Origin of the sequence: Bacillus sp. ES1-5, assembly GCF_022487605.1 — a bacterium.
GTDB classification, from domain to species: domain Bacteria; phylum Bacillota; class Bacilli; order Bacillales; family Bacillaceae_G; genus Bacillus_A; species Bacillus_A wiedmannii.
In genome coordinates this window covers 441,904-456,187 of the sequence record NZ_JAKVPU010000004.1, presented here as the reverse complement: position 1 = coordinate 456,187, position 14,284 = coordinate 441,904, and the positions used below count along the sequence as shown (strand labels likewise).

At 34.3% G+C, this 14,284-nt stretch carries 20 protein-coding genes; 11 read left to right on the top strand and 9 right to left on the bottom strand.

The genetic code is table 11. The annotated features are described in order from the left end of the window. Positions 1 to 127 precede the first annotated feature (127 nt). Complete coding sequence (locus MKO96_RS16750; protein ID WP_240588135.1) at positions 128 to 328, bottom strand: DUF3903 domain-containing protein; 201 nt, start codon at positions 326 to 328, stop codon at positions 128 to 130. 141 nt (positions 329 to 469) lie between these two features. Here MKO96_RS16750 and MKO96_RS16745 point away from each other — a divergent pair, with 141 nt between their 5' ends. Beyond that, positions 470 to 883: an NUDIX hydrolase gene (locus tag MKO96_RS16745; RefSeq protein WP_240588134.1), complete on the top strand. Its 414-nt coding sequence runs from the start codon at positions 470 to 472 to the stop codon at positions 881 to 883. Positions 884 to 895: 12 nt separating this feature from the next. Here the strand turns inward: MKO96_RS16745 and MKO96_RS16740 are convergent, their stop codons facing one another. Both MKO96_RS16740 and MKO96_RS16735 read right to left on the bottom strand, forming a co-directional pair. Further along, positions 896 to 1,573: an LrgB family protein gene (locus MKO96_RS16740; RefSeq protein WP_240588133.1), complete on the bottom strand. Its 678-nt coding sequence runs from the start codon at positions 1,571 to 1,573 to the stop codon at positions 896 to 898. After that, on the bottom strand, positions 1,570 to 1,935 hold the full coding sequence (locus tag MKO96_RS16735) for a CidA/LrgA family holin-like protein (RefSeq protein ID WP_000872362.1): 366 nt from the start codon (positions 1,933 to 1,935) through the stop codon (positions 1,570 to 1,572). Before MKO96_RS16735 ends, MKO96_RS16740 begins: the two co-directional genes overlap by 4 nt. 152 nt (positions 1,936 to 2,087) lie before the next feature. On the opposite strand from MKO96_RS16735, the gene alsR reads away from it, so the two are divergent. Beyond that, on the top strand, positions 2,088 to 2,993 hold the full coding sequence (gene alsR / locus MKO96_RS16730; protein ID WP_240588132.1) for an acetoin biosynthesis transcriptional regulator AlsR: 906 nt from the start codon (positions 2,088 to 2,090) through the stop codon (positions 2,991 to 2,993). A 63-nt stretch (positions 2,994 to 3,056) separates the two neighbouring features. Here alsR and MKO96_RS16725 read toward each other — a convergent pair whose 3' ends face one another. Continuing rightward, positions 3,057 to 3,656 (bottom strand): histidine kinase, encoded by a 600-nt coding sequence (locus MKO96_RS16725; RefSeq protein WP_240588131.1) that lies wholly within the window; start codon positions 3,654 to 3,656, stop codon positions 3,057 to 3,059. A gap of 174 nt (positions 3,657 to 3,830) precedes the next feature. Between MKO96_RS16725 and MKO96_RS16720 the strand changes: the two genes are divergently transcribed. The 3 genes from MKO96_RS16720 (at position 3,831) to MKO96_RS16710 (ending at position 6,345) form a co-directional block, all read left to right on the top strand. Beyond that, complete coding sequence (locus MKO96_RS16720; RefSeq protein ID WP_240588130.1) at positions 3,831 to 4,406, top strand: ABC transporter permease; 576 nt, start codon at positions 3,831 to 3,833, stop codon at positions 4,404 to 4,406. Positions 4,407 to 4,496: 90 nt separating this feature from the next. Continuing rightward, a complete protein-coding gene (locus MKO96_RS16715; protein ID WP_137050695.1) occupies positions 4,497 to 5,408 on the top strand; it encodes an ABC transporter ATP-binding protein in 912 nt (303 codons plus the stop codon). Continuing rightward, entirely contained in the window at positions 5,401 to 6,345 is a 945-nt protein-coding gene (locus MKO96_RS16710; protein WP_000482782.1) for an ABC transporter permease, read from the top strand. The genes MKO96_RS16715 and MKO96_RS16710 overlap by 8 nt, the downstream gene beginning before the upstream one ends. A 37-nt stretch (positions 6,346 to 6,382) precedes the next feature. Here MKO96_RS16710 and MKO96_RS16705 read toward each other — a convergent pair whose 3' ends face one another. Then, the gene (locus tag MKO96_RS16705) at positions 6,383 to 7,528 is read right to left on the bottom strand and encodes a M20 peptidase aminoacylase family protein (protein WP_240588129.1); all 1,146 of its coding nucleotides are present in this window, start codon (positions 7,526 to 7,528) and stop codon (positions 6,383 to 6,385) included. Between the two features lie 88 nt (positions 7,529 to 7,616). Next, complete coding sequence (locus MKO96_RS16700) at positions 7,617 to 8,525, bottom strand: EamA family transporter (RefSeq protein WP_087981533.1); 909 nt, start codon at positions 8,523 to 8,525, stop codon at positions 7,617 to 7,619. Positions 8,526 to 8,857: 332 nt separating this feature from the next. On the opposite strand from MKO96_RS16700, the gene MKO96_RS29520 reads away from it, so the two are divergent. The 3 genes from MKO96_RS29520 (at position 8,858) to MKO96_RS16690 (ending at position 10,316) form a co-directional block, all read left to right on the top strand. Next, positions 8,858 to 8,995: a peptidase T gene (locus MKO96_RS29520; RefSeq protein WP_079999649.1), complete on the top strand. Its 138-nt coding sequence runs from the start codon at positions 8,858 to 8,860 to the stop codon at positions 8,993 to 8,995. A gap of 16 nt (positions 8,996 to 9,011) precedes the next feature. Continuing rightward, positions 9,012 to 9,719 (top strand): cytochrome c-type biogenesis protein CcdA, encoded by a 708-nt coding sequence (gene ccdA / locus MKO96_RS16695; protein WP_001152684.1) that lies wholly within the window; start codon positions 9,012 to 9,014, stop codon positions 9,717 to 9,719. A gap of 90 nt (positions 9,720 to 9,809) precedes the next feature. Next, a complete protein-coding gene (locus MKO96_RS16690; RefSeq protein ID WP_001028637.1) occupies positions 9,810 to 10,316 on the top strand; it encodes a CcdC family protein in 507 nt (168 codons plus the stop codon). 71 nt (positions 10,317 to 10,387) lie between these two features. On the opposite strand, the gene MKO96_RS16685 is transcribed toward MKO96_RS16690, so the two are convergent. Together MKO96_RS16685 and MKO96_RS16680 are read right to left on the bottom strand one after the other, a co-directional pair. After that, positions 10,388 to 10,819, bottom strand: a complete 432-nt coding sequence (locus tag MKO96_RS16685; protein ID WP_240588128.1) for a DUF2621 domain-containing protein — start codon at positions 10,817 to 10,819, stop codon at positions 10,388 to 10,390. A gap of 103 nt (positions 10,820 to 10,922) precedes the next feature. Beyond that, positions 10,923 to 11,219, bottom strand: a complete 297-nt coding sequence (locus MKO96_RS16680) for a hypothetical protein (protein ID WP_060487415.1) — start codon at positions 11,217 to 11,219, stop codon at positions 10,923 to 10,925. Positions 11,220 to 11,463: 244 nt separating this feature from the next. Between MKO96_RS16680 and MKO96_RS16675 the strand changes: the two genes are divergently transcribed. Beyond that, on the top strand, positions 11,464 to 12,051 hold the full coding sequence (locus MKO96_RS16675) for an AAA family ATPase (protein WP_140386858.1): 588 nt from the start codon (positions 11,464 to 11,466) through the stop codon (positions 12,049 to 12,051). After that, on the top strand, positions 12,048 to 12,620 hold the full coding sequence (locus MKO96_RS16670) for a DJ-1/PfpI family protein (RefSeq protein WP_240588127.1): 573 nt from the start codon (positions 12,048 to 12,050) through the stop codon (positions 12,618 to 12,620). The genes MKO96_RS16675 and MKO96_RS16670 overlap by 4 nt, the downstream gene beginning before the upstream one ends. Positions 12,621 to 12,633: 13 nt before the next feature. Here the strand turns inward: MKO96_RS16670 and MKO96_RS16665 are convergent, their stop codons facing one another. Further along, positions 12,634 to 13,581: a class I SAM-dependent methyltransferase gene (locus MKO96_RS16665; protein WP_140386857.1), complete on the bottom strand. Its 948-nt coding sequence runs from the start codon at positions 13,579 to 13,581 to the stop codon at positions 12,634 to 12,636. A 194-nt stretch (positions 13,582 to 13,775) separates the two neighbouring features. Here MKO96_RS16665 and hutP point away from each other — a divergent pair, with 194 nt between their 5' ends. Further along, positions 13,776 to 14,216: a histidine utilization transcription antiterminator HutP gene (gene hutP, locus MKO96_RS16660; RefSeq protein WP_087981527.1), complete on the top strand. Its 441-nt coding sequence runs from the start codon at positions 13,776 to 13,778 to the stop codon at positions 14,214 to 14,216. The last annotated feature ends 68 nt before the right edge of the window (positions 14,217 to 14,284 follow it).

Below are 14,284 nucleotides of genomic sequence, written 5' to 3'. Positions count from 1 at the left end.
GCATAGAAATATATTGTTCGATGACCATTATGGAACGTACATAATGGGAAAATCCCGATCCTGAAAGAGGATGCCCCTAATCTTCATGTGAAAATATGATCGGATATGAAAGCTGACCAATTTATGGTCAGCTTTCTTTTTGTTCAAAAGCTAGTTCTTCTTTAATTTCGGTTTGTAATAATAAAGCTTTTCCGAAACGGCGTTTACATTCTGAACGCACTTTTTCAATGGCTAGTAGCTGAGTAGTGGCAGGAACCGTGACGATAGCTTGGCGAGGTTTTCGATTTTCTTCACAAAAGACACATTCCACAACATATTTAGAAATCATATTTTCATCCTTCCGTTTTTAATTTCTAAGAAGGGATTGTCTATGAAGTTAATGTGATTTTTCGTCATTAGTTTACTTTTTTCCTCTTTTTTCAAGGAGAAAATAGTAAAGAAGGCGAATTTTTGTAGGGGAGGGATGTACATGGAGAGATGGATAGGTGCAGCAGCTATATGTGTAAATGAAAGAAATGAAATCTTAATGGTATTGCAAGGACAAAAGGGAGAAGAAAAAAGGTGGTCTATCCCAAGTGGAGGACTTGAAAAAGGAGAAACACTAGAGGAATGTTGTATCCGAGAAGTTTGGGAGGAAACAGGTTATAGTGTGGAAGTTATAAGTACAATATATGAAAAAGAAGGTATTACATACGGGGTGCCTGTATACGTTCATTATTATGTCGTAAAAAAAATAGGCGGTAGTATGAAAATCCAAGATCCTGATGAGTTAATACATGAAATTGCGTGGAAGGGGATAGATGAAATGAAGGAATTAACGCTATCTTTCCCGGAGGATTATGAGATTTTAAATAAATATATAAATAAAAAAGCGAGTGTTTAAACACTTGCTTTTTCAATGTATCCACGATAAGAAAAGCGGAACGATAACTAAACTAGCTCCTGCTGTTAAAAGCATGGATAAACTGGCGATGGTTCCTTCTACAGGACCGATTTCAAATGCTTTTGATGTACCGGTGCCATTTGCGCTCGTGCCTAACATAATGCCTTTTGCGAGCGCTGTTTTAATACGGCATATACGTATGAGAGAAGGACCAAGCAATGCTCCTGTTAATGCAGTTAAAACAACAAATACAGCTGTTAATTGTGACATACCACCAATCATTTCTGAAATGGCCATTGCAATTGGTGTCGTTACAATATGAGGCGCTAAACTATGTTCTAACGATGAATCAATTTGAAAATAATTTGCTAGTAGTGCTGAAGTAATGACTGATAAAAATGAGCCGACAATGACATTAAGTAAAATAGCTATTCCATGTTTCTTGAGTAAATCAAAGTACTTATAGATTGGCCATGCGAAAGCAACTGTTGCAGGCTTTAATAATTCTGTTAACCATTGACCACCTGTTGCATATGTTTCATAAGGTGTGTCTAGTCCGATTAATAAAGCAATTAAAATAATAGGGCAGACGAGAAGAGGAGAAAGTAAGCTCCAATTCCAGCGTTTATACATTTTCTTCGATATCCAATATGTGAATAGTGTTAATAGTAAACAAAGAAAGCCGATCATTGTGTTGATCCTTTCCGCTTTAGTAGCAATTCTGTTAGGAGTCCTGTAGCGAGAGTGACACAAAGTGTACTAATCATAATAATTAAAATGAGATCGATTCCATATTGTGATAGTGTATCTTTGTAGCGTATGACAGCGACTGCAGAAGGAATGAAAAATAAAATAAGTTCTTTTAATAAAAAGTCTGCTCCGTCCTGTATCCACTCTTTTTTCACTAGGTTAAATTTTAATGAAATTAACAATAAAAAAATACCGATTATACTTCCTGGAACTGGGAGGTGTGCCTGTTTTGCAATCCATTCACCTGTCCAAGCGAAACAAAATAATAATAAAATTTGTCCGCTTAATTTCCACCATTTCATACAGTAACCACCTCTTTCTTTTTTTTCATAAAAATTGTAAAAAAGAATTAACAAATTCTACTATACGTTCATTCGAAAAATTTGTCTAATATATAAATTATATGTTATTAATATATTAGATGTATTAATTGAAAGTGAAAAGGGTGTCCAAAATGGAATTACGGCATTTGCAATATTTTGTTGTAGTGGCAGAGGAGTTACACTTTGGACGAGCAGCTGCTCGTTTACAAATGACACAACCACCGCTTAGTCAACAAATTCAGCAATTAGAAAAAGAAATGGGAGTTATGTTATTTTCAAGAACGAAGAGAAAAGTTGAATTAACAGAAGCTGGAGAAATGTTTTTAAAAGAAGTAAAAAAAGCGTTCGAACAAATTGATAAAGCGGTAGAAGTTGCACAAAGTGCCCAAAGGGGAGAAGTGGGCTCACTTTCAATTGGTTTTGTAGGTGCGGCGATATATGATATTTTACCATCTATCGTAAGGGAGTATAGAAAGAAATTTCCGAGAGTGTCTGTTGCGTTACATGAACTGTCAACACCGGATCAGGTGCATGCACTTCACGATAACCGTATTGATATTGGCTTTTTGCGTCCGCCAATTCCAACGCAATTACTAGAGTTAGAACCAATTCAAAAGCTTTCTTGTACGTTATGTTTACCGAAGGCACATCCACTTGCTGAAAAGGATGAAATACATATTGAAGATTTAAGAGACGAACCGTTCGTATTTATTACGAGACCGGTATGGCCAGCGTTATACGATACAATTTTATCACTTTGCCGCGACGTAGGATTTAGTCCACACATTGTACAAGAAGCAACGGAATATCAAACAGTTATGGGACTTGTAGCAGCAGGAATCGGAATTACGGTCATACCTGTATCGGCAAATAAATTGTATAAAACAGAAGTTGTATATAAAGAGTTATGTGATTCGAATTTTGTTGCAGAAATGTCAGTAGCGTACAAAAAAATGAATACTAATCCAGAGCTTTTAGAGTTTTTAAAAATTGCAAGAGAGAAGAAAAGAATAGAAGTTGAGGATGAGATTGATTAACTTGTTAAAAAGTACACCTCATTAAACACTAAAGCGGAAATGCAATATAATTGCATTTCCGCTTTAGTGTTCTTTTTTTAGTTCTATACTAAAGAGATAAACATGTTCGCTTTCTTGTAATAGTTGGTCAATAGCGGTTTTTTCCTCAAGCATTGGAACTCTTACGGTTTCTTTATTCGTTTTTATTATAGCCGCTAAAGTCGTCTTTTGATTGTATGTTAAGTTTATTGCAGATTGAAGAGTAGTAGAGGTAGAGCTATTTACGATTGGAGGTGCTTCTTCAGGAGCGAGCATGGAGCTACCTTCAATATTAACATACCAATGTTTTTGCACTTGTACATCTTTATCGAGTTGGGATTGAGGTGGTAAAAAAGAAAGCTTTACTTTCTTTTTTGGAAAATGGGAGGTAGCTATATTCGCAATTACGTTTGTTTTTTTACCATTTTGATAATAATCAATCGTAGCATGTATTTCATCTTTTTCATTTTTTAGGGTAACGTTATAAAATATGCTGTCTCCTTCTTGAAAAGGAGTCATTTGTAAAATAGAAGATTGCTCTTCTGTTAATTTGTATGGCTCAACAATGGCATCTGCATTGTTTTTAAGTGAGCTACAACTTGTGAGAAATAATAAAAATAAGATTGATAGTAATTTCATGTGCATGCAACCCCCTCCTTTTTACAATTATATTCTTAATATGATTTTTTTACCATTTTATTTTCTAGGACTAAAGACTTAGAAAAAATTCAGATTGTAGTGCGATGTTTAAAATGTCATATTTTTATACACTAGTAGTATAGAATGAGTATGGTATGAAGTAAGGTAGGGGAAGAATATATGTCTTTATGTCAGTTAGTGAGAAAAAATATAAGAACATTTGCTGCCAAAAGGATGAAGCAATTCATGTGGGTTGCTATGAGTACTATGATTTTATTTTTTATGATATCGCTCCAATTTAATGAAGGAGCTATTGGGAAATTAGAGACTACACTTTTATTTCAAATGAGCTTTTACATGCTGTTTATTGTATTCATTTTTATTTGTATTTTTACTACATATAAAATAACGTTTTCTCTTCTGCAAGTGAGGAAAGAGGAATTTAAATCTTATGTAGCAGAGAATAGGAAGAGAAATGACGTACTATGTTTATTATGTCAGGAGCAATTATTTATTTATGGAGCAGCGTTTGTTTTTGGATTAGTGAATGGGATGTTATTTTTGAAATTATTTACGATTATCTTTATGAAAATAGCAGGAATACAAGGGATAAATAGTGCACCAATTACAATATATGCAATCGTAGTTGTTAGTATAATTATGATCGTTATCGTCCTATTATCGATGATGCAATGTTTTCGATTTGTTCAAAGTTTACAAGATGAAAATTCGTTTTCATTCAAGGAAAAGGCATGAGAAATCATGCCTTTTCTTATTTTACACATAAAAATAATCATGTTACAGTGTAAAGACCTGACAAAGAATGGGAAGGAAAGGTTGTATAGAATGACAAATGAACAATCGATTGTAAAGGTTGAGCGATTAACGAAGCGAATTGGTTCAAAGACACTTGTAGAAAATATTAGTTTCGAAGTTAAAAAGGGTGAAGTAGTTGGCTTGCTCGGACCAAATGGTGCTGGAAAAACGACTTTAATGAGAATGATGGTCGGCATGATTCGTATGACAGAGGGCGAAGTTTGGATTGACGGTCAATCTGTAAAACAACAATTTGAAAGTACTGCTTCTAAAATTGGAGCAGTAATTGAGACACCCGAATTTTATCCATTTTTGAGTGGCTATGAAAATTTAACATATTTCGGACGCATGAATGGTAACGTGACAGAAGAACGTATCGATGAAGTAGTGAAATTGTTAGGGATGGGACAAGTAATTGACCGCAAAGTAAAAGCATATTCACTCGGCATGAGACAACGTTTAGGAATTGCTCAAGCGCTTATTCACGATCCAGATGTATTAATATTAGATGAGCCAACGAATGGATTAGATCCTAGTGGAATACATGAAATGAGAATGTACATAAAGAAAATTGCACATGAACAAGGAAAAGCGGTACTTGTATCTAGTCACTTACTTTCAGAAGTTGAATTAATGTGTGACAGAGTTATCATTATTCAGCATGGAGAATATGTGGCGACGCAAAATATTCAGCATAGTCAAAGCGAAGAGATGGAGACAATCCGTATACGTGTAGATGATGCAAATAAAGCAGCAGAAATGTTAGACCAAGATGTTTTAATAAAAGGTAATGATCTACTTATTCATGTAAAAGATGAAGAAATCCCAAATGTTATTCGTACATTGCTTGAGAAGGACATTCAAGTTTATCGTGTATATGAAGAAAGAAAAACGTTAGAAGAGCAATTTTTAGAATTAACAGGGGGAAAAGATATTGTTTAATTTAGTGTATAACGAACTGTATAAAATATTTAAGCGAAAGCGAACGATTATTCCCTTTGCAGTTATTGCAGTATTAATAATTGGATTAGGGTGGGTTACGGTAAAGTATTTAGAACCGGAAACAAAAGGATGGAAAGCCGATTATACAGAACGAACTGTAGAAATAGAGAAAAAGCTAGGTATGAAAAAAGAAGCTATATTAGCAGAACGATCTGGGGACGAGCTTGTAAAGGAATATCAGCTTAAGATGAAGCATTTAGATACAGATACAGCACCGGCAAGCAGTTCTCCGCTTTCTTTCATGAGAGATACAGGTTTTATCGTATTTCCAATATTGCTCCCATTTATCCTCGTGTATGCAAGTACAATTTTTGCGAATGAATATAGCTGGGGAACATATAAATTTTTAACGATACGACCAGCGAGTCGATTTAAAATTTTAACAGCTAAATTTTTAGCAATTGTGATATTTGCAGCGTTATTGTTTATATTTAATATGATTTTCTCCACTTTATGTGGACTTGTTATTTATAAATTTCAACAGCCTGCATGGAGCGAGCTTATTTTCCAAGATGGAAATATTATAAAACAAAATATTTTTGTGGAAGCTAGTAAGTATTATATTTTATCGTGGTTGCCGACCATTGTGTACGCAGCGTTTGCATTTATGATTTCTGTATTAACAAGATCTAGTGGAGGCGCGATTGGTATTTCGCTATTTCTTGCTTTATCAGGAAATATTGCATTATTAGCAGCAACTAGATATGATTGGGCGAAATATTTATTGCCAGCAAACACAGATTTATACAGTATTTCAAAGAATGGAAGTTTTATTGATGGAGTAACATTCCCGTTTGCTTCATGTATGTTATTACTATATTTATTTGTATTTTTAAGCATTTCCTATACAGTATTTTTAAAACGTGATTTAACTTAAAAAAAAGAGCCGTTAAGTATTTCTTAACGGCTCTTTTTTATGCAAAGTGTTTAAGTGCTTTTTCAGCTAACAAAGCGAAGTATTCTGCACTGATAGGTAATGCTTGCTCATCTACTGTAAAAGCTGGATGATGCCATTCATGTGTACCGCTCGTTCCCATAAAAACGAATGAACCAGGTATTTCTTGTTGATAAAAAGAAAAATCTTCTCCGGCCATTGACGGGGTAGGAGAGATGATATTTAAATTCATTTTTTCAGCAATTTGAGAGGATAAGTTTGTTAAAGATGTATCGTTATGAACAGCAGGAGGACCTGCATAAAAACGAAATTCTGTTTTTACACCTAATGCATCAGAAACCCCTTGAATAATACGTTTCATGAGAGCTGGAATCTTTTCACGTGTTTCAGTTTGGAATGTACGTACAGTTCCTTCCAGCGTTGCTTTTTCAGGAATTACGTTCCACGTATTTCCTGAATGGATGTTTGTGACACTGACGACGGCATTATGTGAAGAGCTTATATTTCGGCTTACAATTGTTTGGAGTGCCATCACGATTTGAGAGGACGCGACAATAGGGTCTACCCCAGCATCTGGTACAGCTGCATGTGTACCAACTCCGTGAATTTCAATTTCAAATCGATCGACCCCGGCCATCAGTGGACCATCTTTAATACCGATTGTACCTACTGGTAAATCAGGTTTATTATGCATACCGAAAATAGCTTGCACGCCATGTAAATGCCCGGCTTCAATTACTTTGCAAGCACCATTGCTACTTTCTTCAGCTGGTTGGAATATAAAGCGTACAGTTCCGCTAAGTGAAGATTCTTTTTCTTTTAATAAATAAGCGGCACCTATAATAGCAGCTGTATGAAAATCATGCCCACAAGCATGCATTTTACCAGGGATATTTGAAGCGTACGGTAAATTTGTTTCTTCTTGAATAGGAAGGGCATCAATATCAGCACGGATTGCTATAATTGGTCCGCTATTATTCCCTGAAATTTCAGCAATAACGCCTGTTTCTAAACTAGAATTTATAATCGTAATGTTTTTCTCTTCTAACCAATTTTTTATAGTCTTCGTCGTTTCAAATTCTTCGTATGATAACTCTGGATGTTCATGTAAATTTCGACGAATAGAAATTAGCATCTCAGTTAATTGCTCTACATTTGCTGCCACGTATAATGCCTTCTTTCTTAAATAAAGTATTTACATTAAGTATACAATAAGAAAAGAGAGGATTCTCAAATGAAAATCCTCTCTCGTTTTATGCTGCCAATTTTTTGTGTGTATGATGTTTACGATAACGTCCACGCATTGCATAGGCAATTTGCGGGATTGCAATACCGATTAAAATAAGTGATACACCGATCCATTGTGAAGATAGCACCGCTTCTTTTAAAACGAATACAGACATAATTGTTGTAACTGGTAGTTCTGCGGCACCAAGAATAGTCGCTAAGCCAGAACCGATCTTTGGAATACCGATTGTAAAGGCGATAGAAGGAATAACGATACTAAATGTTCCTAATCCTAAACCGTATTTCCAAAGTCCTTCAGAAATTGCACCGCTAAAAATAAATGTTGGCGGGAATACGATCATTACTAAAGTTAAAGCGCCAGTCATTAAGAGAACACCGCGCGGTAATGAAGGTACTTCAACAGCAACTTTTCCGCTCACGAAAATGTATGTTGCGAATGTAACAGCAGATAATAAACCTAGTATGATTCCAGTCATATCGAAATCACCTGCTGATTTCTCTAGTACACCACTTGATAAAAATGTACCTGCAAGTAAGAAAATAACGGAAATAACCTTTTCTCTTGAAGGTAATGCTTTTGTTGCGACTGCTTCAATAATAATTCCGACCCAAACGAATTGGAATAAAAGTATAATTGCAATAGATGCTGGTACAGTTTTTAATGAAGCATAATAAAAAATTCCAGTAAAACTTGCAGATGTACCTGCAACGAATAAAATTAACGCTTGTTTTAATGGAACACGATGTCTAGAAAATAGAAGAGTAATAGCAAGCAAAATAATCCAACCGAACAAATATTGGCTGCCAATTACCTCTCCAAGTGAAAATCCTTCCGCATATGCAAGTTTAACGAAAATGGCTAAAATCCCATAACTACACGCTCCTAATAAAACTAAAAGAGAATAACGAAGCATGAAAAATTCCTCCCATCTATATGAAATTGTTCCTAACGGACATATATAACTAGAGGGAAGTATACAAAATTAAAAATAAAGGGTCAAATAAAAGAAAAGTGTGACATTTTATAGAATAATAATAAAAGTATGATATTTATGCATAATCTTGAAATTAGTAATAATAAAAGTATTGTAAAATCAGATTCGTATTGTATAAAGACAGCATTTGAAAAAAAATTTTTTTTAGGGAGATAGAAGGGTAGTCTATTATAGTGTGCTAATCATTTGAGAAACTATGTTACCTTTGTTATGTTAATAACAATTAGAGAAGTTTAGTAGTCCAATTGAGAATGTTCTATATAATAGAAGGAAATGAAAACGTTTTATTAGAAACTGTTTGTAAGGGTAGTTTTTCTTATTATCACGTTGTTAAAGTGAGTTCACGAATTGTTCATAGTATTTTTATGTGTTTTTGCTACAATATGTAAGGAGAGGAGTGGAATCATGCAAGATATTAGTATTTTTTTAGCGTTTGGCGCTGGATTTTTATCATTTATTTCCCCATGTTGCTTACCGCTTTATCCGGCATTTTTATCGTACATAACAGGTATGTCGGTTTCTGAGTTGAAAGAAGAAAATGCAATGCTTCGTAAAAGAAGTATGATACATACAGCGTTTTTCTTACTTGGATTTTCAATTATATTTATTGCAATTGGGTTTGGTACAAGTTTTATTGGAGGCATCTTTACAAATTATAAAGATTTAATTAGACAGTTAGGTGGTATATTTATCATCGTGTTCGGTCTTATTATTGTCGGTGTGTTTAAGCCGAAGTTTTTAATGCAAGACCGCAAATTTACGTTTAAAAATCGTCCGAGTGGCTATTTTGGATCTGTTCTAATTGGATTGGCCTTTGCTGCAGGGTGGACACCATGTACTGGACCTATTTTAGTGTCTGTAATTGGATTAGCTGCAACAAATCCAGAATCAGCAATGATTTATATGATAGCATACATACTTGGGTTTGCTATCCCATTTTTCGTGCTATCATTCTTTATTACGAAAATGTCTTGGATTAAAAGAAATAGTATGAAATTCATGAAAATCGGGGGATATGTTATGATTGTCATGGGTATCTTCCTATACTTTAACTGGATGACGAAAATTATCGTATATTTCTCAAGTTTATTTGGTGGTTTTACCGGTTTTTAGTATTATTCTGTGAAAATGTTGGAAATACTAACGGAAAAGCATATAATGAAAATATATTTTGCATATAGCCACAAAAAAGGATGAGAAAATATGAACATAGTTGTTTTATCCAGTATCGTTGCTGTTTGTATGGCTGTCGGTGCGATGTTTATTCGTTTGAAAGCAGCTAAGAAACCTGCAACATTGAAAAAGATTATACTTCCACCATTTTTTATGAGCACGGGAGCGTTGATGTTTGTTTTTCCTGAATTTCGATTAACTCCAGCAGAAATGTTAGAAGCAATTGGCGTCGGTTTGTTTTTCTCTATTTTTCTTATTAAAACATCTAAATTTGAAATTAGAGGACAAGAGATTTATTTGAAGCGTTCAAAAGCCTTTGTTTTTATATTAATTGGATTGCTTGTCGTGCGGATTGTATTTAAAACATACTTAAGTCAATCTCTTGATTTAGGACAACTTAGTGGCATGTTCTTCTTACTGGCATTCGCTATGATTGTGTCATGGAGAATTGCCATGTACCGTTCCTTTACGAAATTACAGAAGGAAATGGAAAAAGAAGATGGTTTTTATAATGAAAAAGATATGAAACTAACTTAAAAACTGTATTTGTATAAAATAAAAAAGACAGCGTCAAAGGCGCTGTCTTTTTTATCGAAAATAATGTGAAGTTATTTTGCGAGTAAAGACTTATAGTTTGAATAATCAATCTCTTTTTCTTGTAGTTTTTTTACTAAAAATTTATGATCACGCTTCGGTGTAGCAATAATATACCCTTTAATAATTAAATCTTGTGTAATTTGAGAGGCTTTTTCTTGTAATGCTAGTTCTCCGATTTTGCCAGCAATTTTTGATTTAGCAACATCGCGAAATAGTTCTGGAACAGGACTTACGAGCTCTTCTAACAATTGTTTTTGTTCTTCATCCCATAAATGCCTAGTTTTATTAATATAGTGCTCTTCCCAATCTAAAACAGACATACCATCTTCTTTTGGTAATCGTTTTAGGAATTTTCTGAACATGAAATATCCACCGATAGACATAAGTCCTAATAAAATTATAGTCCATAGCACTATGAACCAACTGAACCATCCTTCGAGCAAGCTTATCCCCCCTTAATGATTACGGTTTTCTTTTATTCATATTATAAACAGTGATATTCATAGAAAGCAAGAACGCTTGGTCATTTTGACCAAGCGTTATCATTTAAACAAAGTATAGTTGTTCAACACATAAATTATTATTATCATCTTCTACATATTCAATGATTAATGTGCCAACTTTACGATCTTTATCTTCAGTTGTGAAAATAGAGTAAGAAGTAAAACGTACTGTTGATAGGCCGCTTATATGTGTAGGTAAAGAAATGTAGTCGTTATCGCGGAAGAATTCCATCAGTTCAATATTTTCAAATTCTTTTCGATCAACTTGTTTGTTCGTATAGCGGCGTTGAAGTTGTTTTAAAGACTCATTCCAAGAAATTGCTTTTGTATCGTATACCATTGTTCTATCTCCTTACTGTATGTAATCATTAAGAACATACGTTCTAAACTAGTATACTCTTTTTATTAGAAAAGGGAAAGCAAAAAATAATGTAAGCTTGGATTTCCAAGCTTACATTATTGATGCGTCCGTCATAATCTCTATTTTTATTATAAGTTAGATAAGAATAAGAAACAAGATGATATGTATATCGTTGATAGTTTTCAAAATTCTGTATATTATAGGTGTACTAAAGTGCAAGGGAATGAGAGGAATGGCATATGTAATTTCAATCCAAGGATCGATGGCAAGCGGAAAAACAACATTGGCTAAAAGGTTAGAGAGATGTGGGCTTTCAGTTATATATGAAAATCCATATCTAATTGTAGAAAAGCGAAAACAATTAAATTTGGATATGAATTCAAAAGAAGGATTTATTATAAATCAAAAAATGTTTATGGAAGCAAAAATAAAGGAGTTTCAAAATGTGAAAGATTCAGTCGTGATTTTTGATCGCGGACCAGAAGATATTGAGTTTTATACGCTTTTTTATCCAACGATTATAGGGGAAGAGTGGGATATGGAAACTGAATTAAAAGATGAATTATATAAATTAAGAGAATGTCGTTCAGATGCAATTTTTTATTTAGATGTTACGAAAAAGAATGTATATGATAGAAAAAATAATGATAGGACAAGAAACCGAAGTACATTTGAAGAGCAATTTAAATTAGTAGAAACTGAAAAAGAATGGTATAAACAATTTCCTGTAACTTATGTGGACACGAATAGATTAACAGTGGATGAGTTAGAAGCATATTTTATGGGCTGGTTAAAGGAGAAAGGACTATGAAAAAAATATTATTATTCGTATACCCAACATTTGCGGAGTTTGAAATTACAGTAGCAACAGCATTGCTGAAAAAGAAATATGAAATCATTACTGCGGGCTTAACAAAAGGGTTGATTATAAGTGAAACAGGCTTGCAAGTACAACCGCATATAGAATTAAGTGAAGTGCGTGTAGATGAATATGAGGGGATTATCATTCCAGGGGGAGACGCAGTACATATGAAAGACGCAGATATTCTCTTTTCAGTCATTCGCCAATTTTCTGAAAAAGAAAAATTAGTAGCTGCGATTTGTGCTGGACCGTATGCGTTAGCAAGAGCAGGTTTATTTAAAGGGATTTCTTATACAGCGACTATAGATTATCAAAAGTTAGATTGTTTTCCAGTAGAAAATTTTGTATATAAAGAAGTTGTACAACACTCAAATATTATTACTGCACAAGGACATGCTTTCGTACCATTCGGAATAGCAGTTGCTTCTTATTTTGGAGTAGCGAACGAATATAATATAAATTTTTACGGTGGTAAGGGCAATATGATGATGGACAAACTTTTACATGAGAATGTATAAAAGCTAGCATTTGCTAGCTTTTTTCTTTTTGACATCGATAAATGGCTAACGTTTTCGGGTCGCGCCATATACCGTTATGAAGTGACAATTCATTTTCTACTTCTTTTTTTAGCCATTCCTTCATTTCGGCGTGAAGATATGTATTATCAGGTATATGTAGCGACGGAAACATGCTAGAAATATAGTTTACAATCGGAGTAGCGTGATGAAAAACAAGAGCATTATGAATAACTGTTACTTCAACAGTTGGAAAAACAGACTGTAATATCTCTTTACCATTTTCTAAACAAAATGGAGTGACTGATGATGTTGTTTTCGGTAAATCAAATGCGTCCAACATGCGGTTACACATTTCAACTATACGAGGTAATGTAACGTCAGAATTTGTTGTAGCTAAAAGTGAGCCTCCGGGACGAATTACTTTATGGAATCCTTGAACTGTTTTTTCGACATCTTTCATGTGATATAACATATGTCTTGTGATGACCCAGTCATAGCAATTAGCTTCAAAAGGAAGTTTACCAGCATCACCTAGTTTCCATTCAATTATGCTATTCTTTATTGCAGCTTCAGAAAGCATCGTTTTCGATTGATCAAAACCGGTTAGTTGTCCTTTATGACCGTTAGTTTGTAAAAGGGAAAGGAAATTTCCATTAGCACACCCAACCTCTAATATTTTTTCTTCTCCTTGAAGTTGTAAATGTTCCATGACGAGTTCATCTAAATTTACTTGTTTTTCTTCGTAATGTTTATGCGTATCGATACGTGTTTGTAAATGGTTGCTTACGTTATATTGGCGTTTTACATCATTCATTTTTTCGCATTCCACCTTCGTGCAAAATTGCTGAATCGCATGTGTTAATACGTCGGTTTTCTTTAAACCTTCGTAATGGAGTGCAGATTCAAACCTTTCAAGTAATTTTTCTTCAATTCGAAAATGAATATCTTTTCGCTTCGTCATTGAAATATCGCCCCTTTGCATCTGTTAGTGAGACTATAGCACGCCTGAAAAATTTGTGTAAATCATTTGTGTACACAAATGGAGGGGATGAAAAAAATGTTTGAATGTGAGTTTAAACTATTGACGATTTAACCGTTTTCATATATTCTTAAATTAAGAAATATTCAAATAATTAAAAGAAATGAGAGAGTCACATGCTTCTTCAAGGAACACATCGAATTGGTCGTATGGCCATGTTGTTGGCACTTGCGGATGAGAATGAAAGTCCTGTATTATCTGTTCCAAAAGGTTGGAAGTATTGTACGGGGAAAGTGGGTTCGATGAATTCGCAAAAAGTTGTAGCAGCAATGGAAACAGCGGCTAAGAGCACCCAAGTTATTGAGACAGACGTTTACAGAGAAACACATGCACTTTATCATGCAATTATGGAAGCTTTGTACGGAGTGACGAGAGGTCAAATTCAGTTAGCAGACGTTCTTCGTACAGTAGGACTTCGCTTTGCGATTGTGCGCGGTACACCATACGACGGAAAAAAAGAAGGCGAATGGGTTGCTGTTGCATTATATGGAACGATTGGTGCACCTGTAAAAGGATCTGAGCATGAGGCGATTGGTTTAGGAATTAATCACATATGATTTGCCCATAGTCTATTAGTTAGAAGGGGGCCTTACTTTTTTAGGACAGAAGTCTGTCTTAAAAAAGA